The organism is Sphingomonas horti (assembly GCF_009753715.1).
GTDB classification, from domain to species: domain Bacteria; phylum Pseudomonadota; class Alphaproteobacteria; order Sphingomonadales; family Sphingomonadaceae; genus Sphingomonas_B; species Sphingomonas_B horti.
Window position 1 is genome coordinate 376,683 of record NZ_WQMS01000013.1, and the last position, 17,304, is coordinate 393,986.

The window sequence follows — 17,304 nt, forward strand, 5'->3', positions numbered from 1 at the left end:
ATACCTCTATTCGTAGCGCAGGGCGCGGATGGGGTTGGCACTTGCGACCTTGATCGCGTGCGCCGCGATGGTGCCGATCGCGATCAGCAGCGCGAGCAGGCCGGCCGCGACGAAAGGCGTCGGGCCAAGGTCAATTCGTGCGTCGAATTTGTTCAGCCAGTCGCGCATCAGCCACCAGGCGACCGGCCAGGCGATGATGTTTGCGATGATCACCGGCCTTGTGAACTGCCAGACCAGCAGCCGCACGATGTCGCGGGTGCGCGCGCCCATGACCTTGCGGATGCCGATTTCCTTGGTCCGGCGCTCGGCGGTGAAGGCGGCGAGGCCGAACAGGCCAAGGCAGCCGACGACCACCGACAACAGCGCGAAGGCGGCGAAGGTCTCCGCGCGCGCGTCCTCCGCCTCGTACAGCTTGCCGACGATGTCGTCGCTATACTTGGCGAGGAACGGCACTTCGGTGGTGACGCCCTGCCACATCTGCTCGAGCCCGCGGCGGACGTTCTCGGGATCGCCGTGATAGCGCACGATCATGTGCGTATGCCCGCCGCCGCTGCGCGCGTTCAGGAACATGATCGGGTCGAGCGGCTGCTTGATCGAGCGGAACCGGCTGTCGCCGACCACGCCGATCACCGTCACCGGCACCAGCCCGATCTTGTTGTCGACCAGGGCTGCCCGGAACGTCTTGCCGACGATGTCGGCCGGATTGCGATAGCCGAGCCGCTGCGCGCCATATTCGTTCACCACCACGTTGGCGCCGCGCGCCGCCAAAGCCTGCTGGGCGGCATCGTCCGGCGGGAACGGAAGGCTCATGTCGTCGAGCGGCCGCTTCTCGTCGAACCAGCGCCCGGCGACCAGCTTCAGCCCCATCGCGTCCAGGAAGCCGGGATCGACGACGTAATTGCCGATCGTGACCGGCTCCTTCCGGCCCGGCAGCATCACGCCGGTGTTGTTCTGGCTTTCCGTCGCGATCCCGATCGAGGTGCGGCCGACCGCGTCGACGCCGGGCACGCGCCGCGCCCGTTCCTCGATCATCTCGCCCTTGTCGAGCAGCTGGTAGCGATTCATATCGCCGATCTGCAGGATATGGTCCCGCTTGTAGCCGGGATCGACGGTGCGCGCGTAAACGGTCTGGGCGTAGATCACCGCCGTGCAGATGATCAGCCCGATCGACACCGCGAATTGACCGACCACCAGCACCTGCCGCAGCCGGCCCGAGCCCGGCGTTTCCGCCGACGATTTGTTGGCGCGGAGCACCGACGCCGGCTGGAAGCGCGAGATGAAGAAGGCGGGATAGAGGCCGCCCAGGACGCCCACCACCGCGACCAGCAGCAATACCGGCAGCAGGATGCCGTCCGCCCCGAAATAATGGACCTGGATATCCGCCTTCAGGAACGCGGAGAAGGCCGGCATCGCAAGCTCCACCACCGCCAGAGCGATCACCATCGCCAGGAAAGTGACGATCACCGATTCCCCGATGAACTGTATGATCAGCTGCTTGCGGGTGGCGCCGAGCACCTTGCGCAGCGCGACTTCGCGCGCCCTCTGGCTGGCCCGCGCGGTCGACAGGTTGGTGAAGTTCACCACCGCCATGCCGAGGATCAGGATCGCGATCACCGCGAAGGTCAGGATCGACGCCTTGTCGTTGCCGGGCGTGACCGCCGCGTCCTGCGCCTTGCCCAGGTGGACGTCGCGGATGTTGACCAGGTGCCAGTCGCCGAAATCGCCGGCGTTGAAGCGCGCCTCGCCGCTGTTCTGGTCCGGGATGTTGCGCTTTTCCCAGGCCGGCATCTGCGCCTCAATCGTCTTTACGTCGCTACCTGGCTTCAGCCGCACATAGACCCAGCCGGAATTGCAGCCCCAGCAGTCGAGGAAGCCGGGCTCGGTCGCGAAGAAGCTCGGGAAGTCCATCCGCCCGATCATGTTCGCGGCGAACGAGCTGTTCTTCGGAATGTCCTTGAACACGCCGGTCACGCGGAAGTCGCGCTGCTTGCCCTTTGAGATGACGGTGAAGGTCTTCCCGACCACGTTGGTGGTGCCGAACCGCTTCATCGCCTCGGTCTCGCTCAGGATCGCGTCGCCGACGCGGCCCAGCGCGTTCTTGTCGCCCGCGACCAGCGGCAGCGGGATGGTGGCGAGCAGGTCGCCGTTGACGTAGCGGTAATTCTCCGTCGAGCTCGCCTGCCCGTCTTTGTAGAAGACCGGCTCTGACGACAGCACATAGACGGAGGCGATGATCTGCGGGAAATCCTTCCTCAGCGCCGCTTCCGACGTGTAGGTCGACATCTGCCCGTAGCTGAGTTCGCCCGAATCCGGGTTCTTGAAGTAGGTCTGGACCTGATAGACGTTTTCGGAATCGGGCAGCCATTTGTCGTAGCTGAACTCATAGCGCACGAAGAGCAGGATCATCAGGCACGCGGCCATGCCGATCGCGAGCCCCAGGATGTTGATGAACGCATAGGTGCGGTTCTTCATCAGGGAGCGGAGACCGACCGTCAGGTAATTGCGCCACATCGTCTGGGTCCTACTCGTAGCGGAGGGCGTGGATCGGGTTGGTACGCGCGATACGGATGGCATGGCCGGCGACGGTGCCGATCGCGATGGCGAAGGCGATCAGGCCGGCGAGCAGGAACGGCCCCGGCGTCAGCGCGATGCGGGCGTCGAACTGGTTCAGCCAGTCGCGCATGATCCACCACGCCGCGGGCCAGGCGATCAGGTTGGCGATCACCACCGGCTTGGTGAACTGCCAGACCAGCAGCCGGACGATGTCGGCGATGCTGGCGCCGAACACCTTGCGGATGCCGATCTCCTTGGTGCGACGCTCGGCCGTGAAGGCGGCCAGCCCGAACAGGCCCAGGCAGGCGACCGCGACGGCAAGCCCGGCGAACCCGGCGAAGCTCAGGCCGCGCGCCTGGTCGACGCGGTACAGCTCGGCCAGCTCGGCATCCGCATAATCGGCCTCGAACGGCACTGTCGGCACCAGCCGCTTCCACAGCTGCGCGAGCCGCTCGCGCACCACGGCCGGCTCGGCGCCCTCGAAATGCACCAGCAGCCGCGAATAGAAGCCATTGTTCATATAGGCGACCGCTTCCGGCTGCTCGCGCAAGGAGCGGAACCGCGAGTCCTTGACGACGCCCACGATGGTCGCCGGCATCAGCCCGTTCTTGGCCCCGAACGCGTTGACGCGGACCGTCTTGCCGATCGCCGCCTCCGGATCGGCGAAGCCGAGCTGCCGGGCGGCGAGCCGGTTGACGACGATGTTGGCGCCCCGATCGACATAGCTCTGCGCGATCGCCTTGCGCGCGTCGGCATCGACCGGCAGCAGCGTCGCGTCCATCTGGTTGGCGCGCGACGGCAGCCGGCCGGCCAGCAGGCCGACGCCCGCCGTCTCGAAGAATTCGGGCGAGACGCTGTACCAGCCGATCGTGATCGGCTTCACGCGTCCCTCGACGCTGAAATCGGTGTTGAGCGTCTGCCCCGTCGCGGGGAAGATCGACGTCGCCGCTGCGGAGCGGACGGCGGGCAGGCGCTGCGCCTCCCGGATCAGCGTGTCGACCAGCGGCACGACGACGGCGCGGTCCAGATTGGCGACCGTGATCAGGCCGTCGCGGCGGAAGCCGGCGTCGATCGACCGGGCGAAGCGGATCTGGCTGTAAACCACCAGGGTGCAGACGATCAGGCCGATCGAGACCGCGAATTGCGCAACGACCAGCAGCGCGCGCAGCTTTCCCGTCCCGGGTGGCTCGGCTGCGGACCGGTTGGAGCGCAGGATCACGCCCGGCTGGAACCGCGTCAGGTAGAAGGCCGGATAGAGACCGCCCAGCAGCCCGACCGCCAGCCACAGGCCGAGGATCGGCAGCAGCACGCCGTCCGCGCCGAGATACACGAGATGCAGGTCTGTGCCGAGATAGGCGGCGATATAGGGCAGGCTCAGCTCCGCCAGCGCCAGCGCGATCAGCATCGACAGGCCGACGATCAGCAGCGATTCGCCCAGGAACTGCGCGATCAGCTGTCGCCGCGCCGCGCCGGCGAGCTTGCGCAGTGCCACTTCGCGCGCCCGCTGCCCGGCCCGCGCCGTCGCCAGGTTGACGAAGTTCGCGACCGCTATGCCCAGGATCAGCAGCGCGATCACCGCGAACGTCACGACCGTGGTGCGGTCGTTGTTCGGCCGCTCGGGATCGCCGCCGGACGCGCCCGACAGATGCACGTCGCGCACATTGACCAGCCGCCAGTCGAAATCGTCGCCTTCGCTGACCATCGCGCCGCCGACGTTGCGCGACGGGATGTTGCGCTTCTCCCAGGCCGGCAGGCCCGCCGTGATCGGGTCGGGCGATGCGCCGGGGCGCAGCTTCAGATAGACGAAGCCGTTGACGCAGCCCCACGTGCAGCTGGCCGCGTCCTCGGGATCGATCTTCGTCACCAGCCCGAATTTCATGTGGCTGTGGCGCGGCAGATCCTCGAATACGCCGGTGACGCGCAGTTCGACCTTCTCGCCGCGCATGATGCGGGTGACGGTGCGGCCCAGCACGTCGTCGGTGCCGAACTGCTTGATCGCCTCGGCCCGGCTCATCACCAGGCTGTTCGCCTGGTCGAGCGCATGACGCGGGTCGCCGCGCAGGAACGGCACGCTGACGACCTGGAAGAATTGCGGGTCGGCGGAGAGCATGTCGGCAAAGACCGGCTCGCCGTCGCGCAGGAACACCGGCCGGTCGCCGTCCGCGCGCACGACCGCATCGATCTGCTGGAAATCCTTGGCCAGCGGCGCCGCGGCCGCCCCTTCCGATTCCTGCTGGATCGTGCGGACGCCGGTCTCCGGGTCGGTGTGGATCAGCTGGACCTGATAGACGCGATCGGCGTCTTTCAGCCAATCGTCATAGGTCAGCTCGTAACGGACATAGAGAAGGAGAACGATGCACGCGGCGAGCCCGATCGCGAGCCCGAAGATGTTGATGAACGCGTAAGTCCGGTTCTTCTGCAACGCCCGGAGCCCGGCGACCAGATTGCTGCGCCACATCGTGCTCTACCCCTTTCCTCCCCGCGGTTCAGGCGGCCCGGCGGCGCTCCACCAGCACCTTGCCGTCCAGCATGTTGACGACGCGGCCGGCATAGTCGGCGTGCGCGGGCGAGTGCGTGACCATCACGATGGTCGAGCCTTCCGCGTTCAGCTTCTGGAGCATCCGCATCACTTCCTCGCCATGCTGGGTGTCGAGGTTGCCGGTCGGCTCGTCGGCGAGGATCAGCTTGGGCTCGCCGACCACCGCGCGGGCGACGGCGACGCGCTGCTGCTGGCCGCCTGAAAGCTGGCTCGGCCGGTGCTTGGCGCGGTGGGCGATGCCGACCTTGTCCATCACCGCTTCGACCCGCTGCTTGCGCTCGGACGACGGGATGTCGTGGTACAGCAGCGCCAGCTCGACATTCTCGCGGACCGACAGCTCGTCGATCAGGTTGAAGCTCTGGAAGATGAAGCCGATGTGCTTCTTGCGGATATCGGCCAGCTTCGATTCCGGCAGGCCGGCCACTTCGCCGCCGTTGAAGACGTAGGAGCCGCTCGACGGGCTGTCGAGCATGCCGATCACGTTCAGCAGCGTCGACTTGCCGCAGCCGGAGGGACCCATGATCGCGACGAACTCGCCGTCCGCGATGTCGAGGTCGATCCGGTCGAGCGCGGTCGTCTCGACAGTGTCGGTGCGGTAAACTCGCGACAGTTCGCGCATGCTCAGCATGTGGCTTCCTTTCACTTCTGCTGGAGGTCGAGCCGGTCCTTGTCGGCGAAACCGGTGTAGGGAGAGGTCAGGACTTTCTCGCCGGGCTGGAGCCCGTCGAGCACTTCGATGAAGTCGGCGTTGCGGCGGCCCAGGCGGACATTGCGCTTCACCGCTTCCTTGCCATCGTCGGTGACGACGAACACCCAGGCGCCGCCGGTGTCGTTGTAGAAGCTGCCGTTCGGGATCAGCAGCGCCGGCGTCGGGTCGCCCAAGGTCAGCTTGGCCTGGAGCGTCTGACCGCGCTGCAGCCCGTCCGGCTGCGGACCCTGGAATTGCAGGTCGACTTCGAACTGGCCGTTCCGCACCTGCGGATAGATTTTCGTGACCTTCAGCTGATAGGTCTTGCCGCCCTGGTCGATCGTCGCCTTCTGCCCCACCGCGACGCGGCCGAGATAGAATTCGTCGACGCCCGCGATCAGCTTGTTCGCGCCCGGGCTGTCGATCTGGCCGATCCGCTCGCCGCGGTTCATCGACTGGCCGACCTGGATGTCGAAACCGGAAAGCTGGCCGGAGACCGGCGCGCGCAGCTTCAGCGATTCAAGGTTCAGCCGGGCGACGTCCAGGCTGGTGCTCATCGATGCGGACGACTTGCGCAATTGCGCCAGTTGGCTCGATTGCAGCCGCTCGTCGGTGGCCTGGGTGCGGCGCAGCACTTCGTGGCGCTCGCGCTGGTACTGGAGCTCGTCCTCGGTATCGGCGAACTGCTTGGCTGGAATGAAGCCGCGCTTGGCGAGCGGCGCTTCGCGGCGATACTGGCGTTCGGCCTTTTCGAGCGCGAGCTTGGCTTCCAGCAGGTTGCGTTCGTCGCTCATCCGGGTCTGGGCAAGCGCCAGCTCCTGGCTGCGCATCGAGTTCAGCTCGCGCGACACATCGGTCTGGCGAGCGAGCACCGACAGCTGCAGCTCGGGATTGGAGAGCACCGCGAGCAGCTGCCCCTTCTCGACGGTGGCGCCGTCCTCGACGAGCTTTTCCTCGACCCGGCCGCCCTCGACCGAGTCCAGATAGATGGTCAGCAAAGGCGTCACGCGTGCGCGCAGCGGCAGGAAGTCGTCAAAAGTGCCGCGCTGCACTGTCGAGACGGTAACCCGGTCGGCCGCGACCGTCTGCGAATTGCCGCTCGGCGCATAGGCATAGAAGCCGATCCCGGCGATCGCGAGCGCGCCGGCCGCGATCCCCGCCTTCAGCCGGTTGGAGATACCGCGCCGCTCGACGACCTTGTCCATCGCGCCGCCGCTCACCGGCTCGCGGGGCGACTGCGGCTCAGAACTCATTCGAACAACGCTCATTCAGGTCTCCACAAGGCTTGGCAGCAAGCATCATGCCATTCACGAAAACATTTGTAGTCAAGAGAGGCCGCGCGCGAGGCGGCGGCAGTCCTGTCCGGAAGCGGACAGAAGTGTCCGATCCTGAACAGGGCGTCCGCGGCTCAAGCGAGCACCGGCCGCTGGTCGGCATGCAGGCAGGCGACCGTGCCCGCACTGGCCGGTTGCGGCGCGACGGTTACAAATGTAGTCAAAGCCGCGGCGACCGTCGCCGCAAACGCGAAGGACAGGCGAATCTTGATCATGGCTCGGCTCCTGAAAGCTGTTCCCCCGGACCGTCTGCCCGGCTGCCGGATGCTCAGCGAAACCCGTGCCAGACGCTCGAAAATCACGGATTTCTGCCGTTTCCGGAAAAATCATGCGCCATTGACTGTACTAGGTGCATCATACACTGGAATGGTCTATGTTCGGATTCGGACACGGACTGTGCGGAGCCGGACGCAGTGAGCAGCAAGCCTTTCGACCTGGCATTGGTGGTCGACGACGATCCCGACATCCTGCTCGCCGCGCGCCTGTTGCTGCGCGATCTGTTCGCCGAAGTGATCGTCGCTGAGCAGCCGGACCAGGCGCTCGCGAAGACCGAGGGGCGTAACCCGGACGTCATCCTGCTCGACGCCAATTTTGCCCGCGGCGCGACCAACGCCGCTGAAGGATTCGAGGCGCTGGCCCGGTTCCTCGAACGTGATCCGGAAGCGGTGGTCGTGATGATCACCGCGCATGGAGGAGTGCAGATCGCCGTGGAAGCGATGAAACGTGGCGCAACCGATTTCGTATCCAAGCCCTGGTCGAACGAGCGGCTGCTCGCCACTGTACGTACGGCGGCATCGCTCCGCCAGTCGCGCAACGCGGTGTCGACCGAGCGGCAGAAGGCCGTCGCCATCGCCGCGCCGGCCGCCGGCGAGACCCCGCTGCTCGGCACCTCGCCGGCGATGAAGCGGGTGATGCAGCTGATCGAGCGCGCCGCCCCGACCGATGCGAACGTGCTGATCCTGGGCGAAAACGGCACCGGCAAGGAGCTCGTCGCGCGCGAGCTGCACCGCCGCTCGCGCCGCGCCGACCGGGTGATGCTGTCGGTGGACCTGGGCGCGATCGCCGAGACCCTGTTCGATTCCGAGCTGTTCGGCCATGTGAAAGGGGCGTTCACCGATGCGCGCGCCGACCGCGTCGGCCGGCTGCAGGCGGCGGACGGCGGCACCTTGTTCCTGGACGAGATCGGCAACCTGCCGCTTCATCTCCAGCCCAAGCTGCTCACTGCGCTGGAGCAGCGACGCGTGACGCCAGTCGGCGCGAACAAGTCGGTGCCGTTCGACGTGCGCGTGGTGGCGGCGACCAACCTGCCCCCTTCGGCCCTGGCCGACGAGAGCCGTTTCCGGCCTGACCTGCTGTTCCGCCTGAACACGGTCGAGATCGAGCTGCCGCCGCTCCGCCAGCGGCGCGAGGACATTCCACTGCTGCTGGACCATTATCTGGGCCTCTATGCGCGCAAATACGACAAGCCGGTGCTGCCTCTCGCGTCCCCGGTGCTCGCGGCGCTGACCGACTATGACTGGCCGGGCAATGTCCGGGCGCTGCGCCACGCCGCCGAGCGCGCGGTCATCCTGTCGGACGGCGGCCCGCTCTCGATCGAGGACTTCTCGATCCGACGCCAGGCCGGGCACATCCCGGTCGTCACCGTCGAGAGCGGCAGCGACCTCAATCTCGAACGTGCCGAAAAGCAGATGATCGAGCGGGCGCTGCAGAAGCATTCGTACAACATCTCGCTCGCCGCGAACGAGCTCGGTCTCACCCGCGCGTCCCTCTATCGCCGCATGGAGAAGCATGCCCTCTGACGGCATCGGCTTCCGCGGCCGCTTCGCGCTGGGCCTTGCCTGGCGGATGCTGCTGCTGCTGGCGGCGCTGGCGGCCTTCGCCGCCTCGCTCGCCGCACCCAATCTGGGGGCCGCGCGGATCATCGCCGCGGCCATGGTTGCGGGCGCCGCGATCGGTTTGTGGAACTACATCCAGCGCACCAATCGCGAGGTCGCGCGCTTCATCGAGGCGATCCGCTTCGGCGACATGTCGGCCAGCTTCGCACGGCCGGAGGCCGGCTCCGGCTTCGAAGCGCTGGGCGAAGCGCTCGATTCCGGCATCCGCGCGCTGCGCGACGAGCGCTCGCGGATGGCCGACGAGAGCCGCTTCTACCAGGCGATCGTCGACGACATGCCGATCCCGCTGCTGCTGGTCGATCCGGAGGAGCGGGTCGAACCGGTCGGTAAGAGCGCGCGGCGGATGTTCGGCGCGCTGTCCGGCGTCAGGGTCGACGATTATGCGCAATTCGGCGCCGGCTTCGCCCAGTGCCTGCGCGCGCTCCAGCCAGGGCAGCGGCAATTGGTCACGATGACGTCGGAGGGCGGCCAGGCCCAGCGCGTCCTGTTGCGCGTCGCCGCCGTGCACCGGCTCGGCAGCTCGCACCGGGTGGTCACCGTCCAGCCGATCCAGGAAGCGCTGAACGCGGTCGAGATCGCGACCCAAAGCGACCTGGTCCGCGTGCTCACTCATGAGATCATGAACTCGATGACGCCGGTGACCTCGCTCGCGCGCACCGCCGCCGACCTGATGGCAAGCGCCGATTGCGGTGGGGACGAGACGATCGCCGACGCACGCGCCGCCGTCGAGACGCTCGCCCGGCGTGCCGACGGCGTGATGCACTTCGTCGAAAGCTACCGCCAGATCAGCCGCACGCCCCAGGTCAACCGGCAGGTCTTCGTCGCGGCTTCGTTCGGCGACGAGCTGAGGCGGCTGTTCCAGGCCGATTGGCCGGCCGATCGGATCGGCTTCGAGCTGTCGGTCGAACCCGAGACGATGATGCTCGACGCCGATCCGGACCTGCTCGCGCAGGTGCTGATCAACCTGCTGCGGAACGGCGCGGACGCCGCTGAGGCGCAGGGCGCGGAGCCGCGCGTCGCGGTCCGTTTCGAAGCGGTCCGCGGCGGCGGCGCGACGATCCTGGTCGACGACAACGGCCCCGGCATTCCGGAGGGCAAGCGCAGCGAAGTCTTCCTTCCCTTCTTCACGACCAAGGCCAAAGGCACCGGCGTCGGCCTCAGCCTCGCCCGCCAGATCGTGCTGGCGCACGACGGCACCATCGCGATCGAGGACAGCCCGCTCGGCGGCGCCCGCTTCCGCATCATCCTCTGAGCCTTGCACCGGCGCACGAGCGTTCTATCGTCTCTCCTCTCGGGGAGCGCGGAACATGGGATATGCCGAAGACAAGCGAGTGCATGATTCGATCGATCTGATCGGCATGCGTGCGCAGGCGACCACGGTCGGGCTGATCCAGCTGGCGATCGAGCTTCAGCGCGCGAACCTGCTGGATCAGGGCGCGGTCGACCGCATCAAGGAAGCGATCGCGAAGGAAATCTCGCTCAATCGCCCACGATCGGTCTCGGCGGCGAATTTCGACGAGCATCTCCGCCAGCGTCTCGATCGCCTGTTTTCCGGCGAAGACCCGGTCGGCCAGGTCACGCCCGAGACGATCGGCCCTCAGGTCTGACGCCGGGTCAGGCGCTGCACCGCAAGCAGCGACGCGAACGCCAGCACCGCCTGCGCGGCCAAGCCGGCGGGCCACCAGCCGGCGACGGCGAATGGCGCGAGCAACCAGACCAGCAGGTCGGGCTCGGCAAGCCAGAGCGGGCGGCGCTGCGGCTTTCCGATCCAGCGCTGGTGCTCCAACAGCGCCGTCATGACGCCGATCGTCCCCGCCGCCAGCGCCAGCGTTCCCCAGCCGAAATCGCGCGTGTTCCAGCCCAGCGCGAGCAGCGCCGCGCTCGCCGCGCCATAGCGAAGCTGCGTCCAGCGCTTATGGTCCTTGCGCAGCCGCATCGTCAGCCCGGCCAGATGTCGCCCGAGCACGTCCACGGGTCCGGAGAGCATCGCCAGCACCAGCCCCGGCCAGCGCCAGCCGCCCATGAAGACGAGCGCCGCGAGAATCAGCAGCCCGGACGCGCCGCCGCGCAGCCAGGCCGGATCGATCATCGCCGCCATAGCCCGGGGCGCGATCGCGCGCGCCAGCGGGTCGAAGACATAACGGTCGAGCAGCCCGGTCGGCCGGCGCGCGGCGGCCTGGCTGATCGCCTGCTCCGCCGCCAGCGCGGCCGCCGGGTCCGCCACCTGGGCCAGCAATGGCCCGCGCTCCAGCGGCACGCGTTCCGCGCCGGCCTGCACGGCGTTGCGCAGCAGCGTCGATTGCAGGTCCCAGTCTCCCAGCATCCGTGCCGTCCGCCGCACCAGATCGCCATCGACAAGCAGCAGCCCGGCCCAGCGCGCGCTGGCGTCGATCAGCTCCCACTCGCGCGTTTCCGGCGCGTCGGGAATGGTCAGGATCGCCGGTGGCGAGGCGCCGAGCAGCCGCTCCGCCGCCGCCGTGTCGGTGACGATGCCGTCGCCCATCACCAGCAGCCGGTCGTCCGGCCGGACCCGCTGGGCCACGTCGTCGACCCGGCGCAGCACTTCCACGACCAGGCCGTCGCGGCGCAGACGCGCGAGCGCGGCGGCGAGGCCCGGCGGCAGCCGCTCGGCAATCGCGATGGTCCGCTCGGCACCGGCTTCGGCGAGAACCCGGACCTGCTGTTCCAGCACGGTTTGCCCCGCGACCGGCAATTCCGCGCGCAGTCCCGTCCCGCCGGCGATGTCCTCGCAGGCGATGATCAGTCCGGTCAGCATGGCACGCCCCGCATCGGGGCTTTCGTTAGGCGGTAATCGCGCCCGGCAAAAGGCGTTTAGATGGTCAGCACCGCCAGGCCGCGCTCGATGTCGGCCAGCGCCTCGGCGTCGCCGCGCGGGCATTGCGCCGCCCAGCCGGCCTCGTTCATCAGCGCAGTCGCGCCGAAACTTGCCGCCAGCCCCTTCAGGCGCAGCCCCGCCTCGCGCCAATCGGTGTCGCTGGCGGCCCGGCGCATGGCGTCCAGGTGCCGCGTCGCGCTTTCAAGAAACGCGCCGCGCAGCTCCGCGACGAGCGCCTGGTCGTCGCCGACCGCGGCGGCGAGCGAGGTGTGGAGGGCCTGTTCGAACGACATGGACCAAGCTTATCCCCGAAAACCTTAAGGGCCGGTAACCCGCCCTTGTTCTCACCCCGGCAAAAGCTGGTATGTTCCGCGTCCATGAACGGGTCGAAAAAAGTGGTGGGCCTGCGGCCCGAGCATGAAGACGAACTGATCGTGGAAGAGACTGCGCCGGTTTACGAAGCGGAGACGGACGAGGAGCCGGCGCCGCCGAGCGCGCTCGGCATCGCGATCGCCGTCCTGCTCGCCCTGCTCGCGATCGCCTGGACGGCGTTCGTCACGTGGAGCATCGTCGCCGGGCCGGACGCCTATGCCAATCTGGCGATGATCATCGGCGCCGCCAGCACGCCGTTGACGCTGATCGGCGTGGTCGCGCTACTGACGCTCCGCACCAGCCGCCGCGAGGCCCGGCGCTATCTTGCGACCGCGCACGGCATGCGAGCGGAATCCGCCCGGCTCGAAGCGAAGATCGGGGAGCTCACCGCGCGCATCGCCGCCAATCGCGAAGCCCTTGCCGACCAGACCATCCAGCTGACCCAGATCGGCGAGGAAGCGGCCGCCAGGCTTGCGAGCGTCACCGCGACCTTCCGCCAGGATGGCGAGGCGCTGGACCGGCACGCCGGCACTCTCGCCCAGTCGGCCAGCGCGGCGAGTAGCGAGCTGAACGCCCTGCTCGCCAGCCTCCCCCAGGCGCAGCAGCAGACCGACGGCCTCGCCGCCGCCCTCGGCCAGGCCGGCGAGGCCGCCGTGGGTCAGGCCAGTGCCTTGGAAGCGCAGCTCGAGGTCTTGCGCGAGCGCGGCCGGGAAGCCGACGAGATCGCGAGCGGCGCGGCCGAGAAGCTGGCCGCGCACATCTCCCAGATCGACGCCGCCACCCAGACCGCGCGGACGCAGCTCGACGCGACCGCCGGTCAGATGAACGACGCGGTCCAGTCCGCCCTCGCCCGCGCCTCCGAGGCCCTCGACGAGGCGCGGCGCAGCGTGGAGGCGCAGGGCGCGGCGATGCTGGCGATGGTCGACCAGTCCAAGGCCGCGCTCGACAGCACCGGCACCCAATCGGCCGAAGCGCTGGCCGCGCGGATCGGCGAGATCGGCACCCTGGTCGACAATCTCGGCCGCAGCATCGGCGCCCATGACGAGACCGGGCGCGCCCTGGTCGAGCAGCTGTCGACCGGCATGGCGGAAATCGAGCAGCGGCTCGAGCGGCTGGACCAGAGCGGCACGGCACGGACCGAGCAGCTTGCCGCCGCGATCGCCGCGCTCGGCGAGAATGCGGACCGGCTGTCGAGCTCGCTCGCCGGCGCCGGCGATGCCGCCGACGGCTTCATCGCCCGCAGCGAGGCGCTTCTGACCGCGCTCGACGCCAGCGCGCGCGAGATCGACGAGACGCTTCCCGCCGCCCTCGCCCGTCTCGACGGCTATGCCGAGGCGAGCCGCGGCCGGATCGAAGCGATGCGGCCCGAGGTCGGCGGCATCGAGGCGGGTGCGACCGCCGCGCTGGACCGTCTCGCCCAGACCGAGAAATTGCTCCAGCAGCAGCGCGAGGCGATCGAGCTGTTCGGCCAGGCCGCCGATCGCCAGCTCCAGTCCGGCAAGCGCAGCGCGGGCGAGCTCACCGCTGCGCTCGACTCCGCGCAGGCGCAGATGGCCGCGGTTGCCGACGGCTCGGGCCCGCAGCTGATCGACGTGATGCTCCGCGTCCGCGACGCCGCCAACCAGGCCGCCGAGCGCGCGCGAGAGACGTTCGAGCGCATCGTGCCGCAGGCCGCGGCCTCGATCGGCCACGCGACCGACAAGGCGATCCAGGACGTCGTCGCCGCACGAGTCGAGAAGCAGGTGCTGTCGGTCGCCGATGCCGCCGAGCGCGCGGTCGCCGCCGCCAACGCCGCGGCCATCCAGCTGCAGGAGCAGATGGCCGCCGTCGAGCAGGGCGCCGCCGCGATCGAGGCGCGGATCGATTCCGCGCGCGAGCAGGCGGACGAAGCCAATCGCGACAATTTCGCCCGCCGCGCGGCGCTGCTGATGGAAGCGCTCAACTCGACCGCGATCGACGTCGCCAAGATCCTGTCGAACGAAGTCACCGACAGTGCCTGGGCGGCCTATCTGAAGGGCGATCGCGGCGTCTTCACGCGCCGCGCGGTGCGGCTGCTCGAAGCCGGCGAGAGCCGCGCGGTCCAGTCCTACTACGAAAGCGACCCGGAGTTCCGCGAGCAGGTCGGCCGCTACATCCACGATTTCGAGGCGATGCTCAGGAACGTCCTCGCCACCCGCGAAGGCTCGCAGGTCGCGGTCACTCTGCTGTCGTCGGACATGGGCAAGCTGTACGTCGCCCTCGCCCAGGCGATCGAAAGGCTCAGGACCTAGCGCGAATAATCCAGGTCCGCCGGGGTGATCCAGCCGTTGACGTAATTCGCGTAATAGAGGCCGAACAGCACCGCGGCGACGATCGTCGTGCGGAGGATCAGCTTGCCGAAACGATAGTCGTGCGGCGCGCTGTCGGCCTGGCCGGGCACCCGGTCCGCGCCCGCTTCCTCATGCGTGCGCACGCCGAACGGCAGCACCAGAAAGGCCGAGAGCGACCAGAACAGCAGGTAGATGGCGACGATCGAGGTCCAGCGCATGCGGCGTCTCTAGCCGATCAGACGCGCAAGATCATCACGTCGACGACCGGCTTCTTGCCGGTCCATTCGACCGCCTTGCGGCGCACCGCGAGCCGGATCGCCTCGCGGAGCTTTTCCTCGTCCGCCCCGCCCTTGCCCGCGGCGTCCTCGGCGGCGTCGCAGGCGTCGGCGATGAAATCGTCCTTGTCCTCCTCGACCGGGATGCCCTGCAGCCGCACCGCCGTGTCCTGCACCCGGCCGCCTTTGCCGAGCGCCACCGCGACCGAGATCTGGCCATAGGCAGCGATCCGCCGGCGTTCGTTGATCGTCGCGCCGTCGGCCGGCAGGATCACGTCGCCGTCGACGACCAGCCGCCCGGCACGCTCGTTGCCGATCACCACCGGCCCGTTCGGCGCCAGCCGCACCACCGTCCCGTTCTCCTGCACGATCGATTTCGGCACGCCCTGTTCCTCGGCGAAGCGCGCCTGCTCGGCCATGTGCCGCCGCTCGCCATGGACCGGCAGGATGATCTCCGGCCGGATCCATTTGTACATCAGCGCGAGCTCGGGCCGTCCCGGGTGGCCGGACACATGCACATGCGCCTGCCGGTCGGTGATCATCCGGATGTTCTTTGCCGCCAGCGCATTCTGGATGCGCCCGATCGCAACTTCGTTGCCCGGGATCTGCTTGGACGAGAAGACGACCAGATCGCCTTCGTCCAGCTTCAGCGGATGCTGGTCGAACGCGATGCGACCCAGCGCCGCGCGCGCCTCGCCCTGCCCGCCGGTCGCGACGATCATCACTTCGCGGTGCGGCAGCTTCATCGCCGCGTCAAAATCGATCGGCTCGGGAAAGTCGCGCAGATAGCCGACGCTTTTCGCCACCTTCAGGATGCGATCGAGCGAGCGCCCGGCGACGCATAGCTGCCGCCCGGTATCGCGCGCCACCTCGCCCAACGTCGCCAGCCGCGCCGCATTCGACGCGAAAGTCGTGACCAGCACGCGCCCCGTCGCTTCGGAGATCACTGCGTCAAGCCCCTCGCGCACCGCCGCTTCGGAGCCCGACGCGTCCTCGTTGAACACATTGGTCGAATCGCAGACCAGCGCCAGCACGCCCTTGTCGCCGATCGCCTCCAGCTCAGCCGCGGTGGAGGGCGTGCCGAGCAAAGGCTCCTCGTCCAGCTTCCAGTCGCCGGTGTGGAAGATGTTTCCGTGCGGCGTCTCGATCAGTAGCGCGTTGCCTTCCGGGATCGAGTGCGCCAGCGGCACATATTCGAAGCCGAACGGCCCGAGATGAAACTGCCCGTGCTCGCGCTCGATCACGTGCAATTTCACCTGGTCGGAAACGCCTTCCTCTTCCAGCTTGCCACGGATCAGCCCGGCGGTGAACGGCGTCGCGTACAGCGGCACGCCCAGGTCCGCCGCCAGATAGGGCAGCGCACCGATATGATCCTCATGCCCGTGCGTCAGCACGATGCCGAGCAGGTCGTCGCTGCGCTCCTCGATGAAGCTCAAGTCGGGCAGGATCAAATCGATGCCGGGATAGGCCGGATCGGCAAAGGTGATGCCGCAATCGACCATCACCCATTTGCCCTGGCAGCCATAGAGATTGACGTTCATCCCGATCTCGCCGGAACCGCCGAGCGCAAGGAAAAGAAGTTCGTTACCGGGGGTCACTATCGCGTCGTTTCCTTCTTCGTCATTCCCGCAAAAGCGGGAACCCACCTGCCTTGGGCTGCCAACGCTTCATCAGAAAAAAGTGGGTCCTCGCTTTCGCGGGGATGACGACCTGTATCTGGTCACCTGCCCATATGGGCGCGCTCGGCCAACATCGCCAGCCCGCGCAGCGTCAGGTCGTGCTCGACTGCGTCGAACACGTCCGTGTGCTTCTCGAACAGGATCGCGAGGCCTCCGGTCGCGATCACCTTGGCCGGCCGGCCGATCTCCGCCTTCATCCGCGCGATCAGCCCTTCGATCAGCGCGACATAACCCCAATAGATGCCGATGTTCATCTGGTCGACGGTGTTGCGCCCGACGACGGAGCTGGTCGCCGGCGCCTCGATGGCGATGCGCGGCAGCTTCGCGGCGGCGCTGACCAGCGCGTCGAGCGACAGGTTGATGCCCGGCGCGATGATCCCGCCCTTATAGGCGCCGCGATAGTCGATCCAGTCGATCGTGGAGGCCGTGCCGAAATCGACGATGATCAGGTCGCCTTCGTGCAGCGCGTGCGCGGCGATCGCGTTCACGGCGCGGTCGGCGCCCAGATTCTGCGGCTCCTCGACGTCCAGGTCCATGCCCCACTCGACCGGCGCGCGCCCGGCGATCAGCGGCTCCACGCCGAAATATTTGGTCGACAGCACCTCGAGGTTATGGAGCGCGCGCGGCACCACGGTCGAGATGATGACTCGGTCGACTGCGGACCGCTCCAGCCCTTCCAGGGCCAGCAACTGCGTCAGCCACACCGCATATTCGTCGCCCGTGCGCCTGGCATCGGTCGCGATCCGCCACCGGGCGCGGACGTCGCCGCTGTCGAACAGCGCGAAGACGATATTGGTATTCCCTGCGTCGACCGCGAGCAGCAT

Annotated in this window: 14 protein-coding genes; 4 read left to right on the forward strand and 10 right to left on the reverse strand. The window is 68.0% G+C overall.

Features of this window, described 5'->3' with window-relative positions; all coding sequences use genetic code 11:
• Positions 1–6 precede the first annotated feature (6 nt).
• The 5 genes from GON01_RS11360 to GON01_RS17015 all read right to left on the reverse strand — a co-directional run bounded on the left by GON01_RS11360 (position 7) and on the right by GON01_RS17015 (position 7,329).
• Complete coding sequence (locus tag GON01_RS11360; RefSeq protein ID WP_157027463.1) at positions 7–2,511, reverse strand: ABC transporter permease; 2,505 nt, start codon at positions 2,509–2,511, stop codon at positions 7–9.
• Between the two features lie 10 nt (positions 2,512–2,521).
• Complete coding sequence (locus GON01_RS11365; protein WP_157027464.1) at positions 2,522–5,011, reverse strand: ABC transporter permease; 2,490 nt, start codon at positions 5,009–5,011, stop codon at positions 2,522–2,524.
• A gap of 28 nt (positions 5,012–5,039) precedes the next feature.
• Entirely contained in the window at positions 5,040–5,720 is a 681-nt protein-coding gene (locus tag GON01_RS11370; protein WP_157027465.1) for an ABC transporter ATP-binding protein, read from the reverse strand.
• Positions 5,721–5,731: 11 nt separating this feature from the next.
• Positions 5,732–7,033, reverse strand: coding sequence for an efflux RND transporter periplasmic adaptor subunit (locus GON01_RS11375; protein ID WP_232328782.1), 1,302 nt, complete (start codon positions 7,031–7,033; stop codon positions 5,732–5,734).
• A gap of 155 nt (positions 7,034–7,188) precedes the next feature.
• Positions 7,189–7,329 (reverse strand): hypothetical protein, encoded by a 141-nt coding sequence (locus GON01_RS17015; protein WP_232328783.1) that lies wholly within the window; start codon positions 7,327–7,329, stop codon positions 7,189–7,191.
• A 198-nt stretch (positions 7,330–7,527) separates the two neighbouring features.
• Here GON01_RS17015 and GON01_RS11380 point away from each other — a divergent pair, with 198 nt between their 5' ends.
• The 3 genes from GON01_RS11380 to GON01_RS11390 are packed head-to-tail and all read left to right on the forward strand — an operon-like array spanning position 7,528 to position 10,616.
• Positions 7,528–8,913 (forward strand): sigma-54-dependent transcriptional regulator, encoded by a 1,386-nt coding sequence (locus tag GON01_RS11380; RefSeq protein WP_309503502.1) that lies wholly within the window; start codon positions 7,528–7,530, stop codon positions 8,911–8,913.
• Positions 8,903–10,261: a sensor histidine kinase gene (locus tag GON01_RS11385; protein ID WP_157027466.1), complete on the forward strand. Its 1,359-nt coding sequence runs from the start codon at positions 8,903–8,905 to the stop codon at positions 10,259–10,261. Before GON01_RS11380 ends, GON01_RS11385 begins: the two co-directional genes overlap by 11 nt.
• A gap of 55 nt (positions 10,262–10,316) precedes the next feature.
• On the forward strand, positions 10,317–10,616 hold the full coding sequence (locus GON01_RS11390) for a hypothetical protein (protein WP_157027467.1): 300 nt from the start codon (positions 10,317–10,319) through the stop codon (positions 10,614–10,616).
• On the opposite strand, the gene GON01_RS11395 is transcribed toward GON01_RS11390, so the two are convergent.
• The gene (locus GON01_RS11395; RefSeq protein ID WP_157027468.1) at positions 10,607–11,785 is read right to left on the reverse strand and encodes a hypothetical protein; all 1,179 of its coding nucleotides are present in this window, start codon (positions 11,783–11,785) and stop codon (positions 10,607–10,609) included. The genes GON01_RS11390 and GON01_RS11395 overlap by 10 nt on opposite strands.
• 56 nt (positions 11,786–11,841) lie before the next feature.
• Entirely contained in the window at positions 11,842–12,138 is a 297-nt protein-coding gene (locus GON01_RS11400; RefSeq protein ID WP_157027469.1) for an Hpt domain-containing protein, read from the reverse strand.
• Positions 12,139–12,222: 84 nt separating this feature from the next.
• Between GON01_RS11400 and GON01_RS11405 the strand changes: the two genes are divergently transcribed.
• Entirely contained in the window at positions 12,223–14,487 is a 2,265-nt protein-coding gene (locus GON01_RS11405) for a coiled-coil domain-containing protein (RefSeq protein WP_157027470.1), read from the forward strand.
• Here GON01_RS11405 and GON01_RS11410 read toward each other — a convergent pair.
• The 3 genes from GON01_RS11410 to GON01_RS11420 form a co-directional block, all read right to left on the reverse strand.
• A complete protein-coding gene (locus tag GON01_RS11410) occupies positions 14,484–14,744 on the reverse strand; it encodes a DUF1467 family protein (protein WP_157027471.1) in 261 nt (86 codons plus the stop codon). The two genes, GON01_RS11405 and GON01_RS11410, sit on opposite strands and share 4 nt — an antisense overlap.
• A 17-nt stretch (positions 14,745–14,761) precedes the next feature.
• A complete protein-coding gene (locus tag GON01_RS11415) occupies positions 14,762–16,399 on the reverse strand; it encodes a ribonuclease J (protein ID WP_181600058.1) in 1,638 nt (545 codons plus the stop codon).
• 122 nt (positions 16,400–16,521) lie between these two features.
• On the reverse strand, positions 16,522–17,304 hold the full coding sequence (locus GON01_RS11420; RefSeq protein ID WP_157027473.1) for a type III pantothenate kinase: 783 nt from the start codon (positions 17,302–17,304) through the stop codon (positions 16,522–16,524).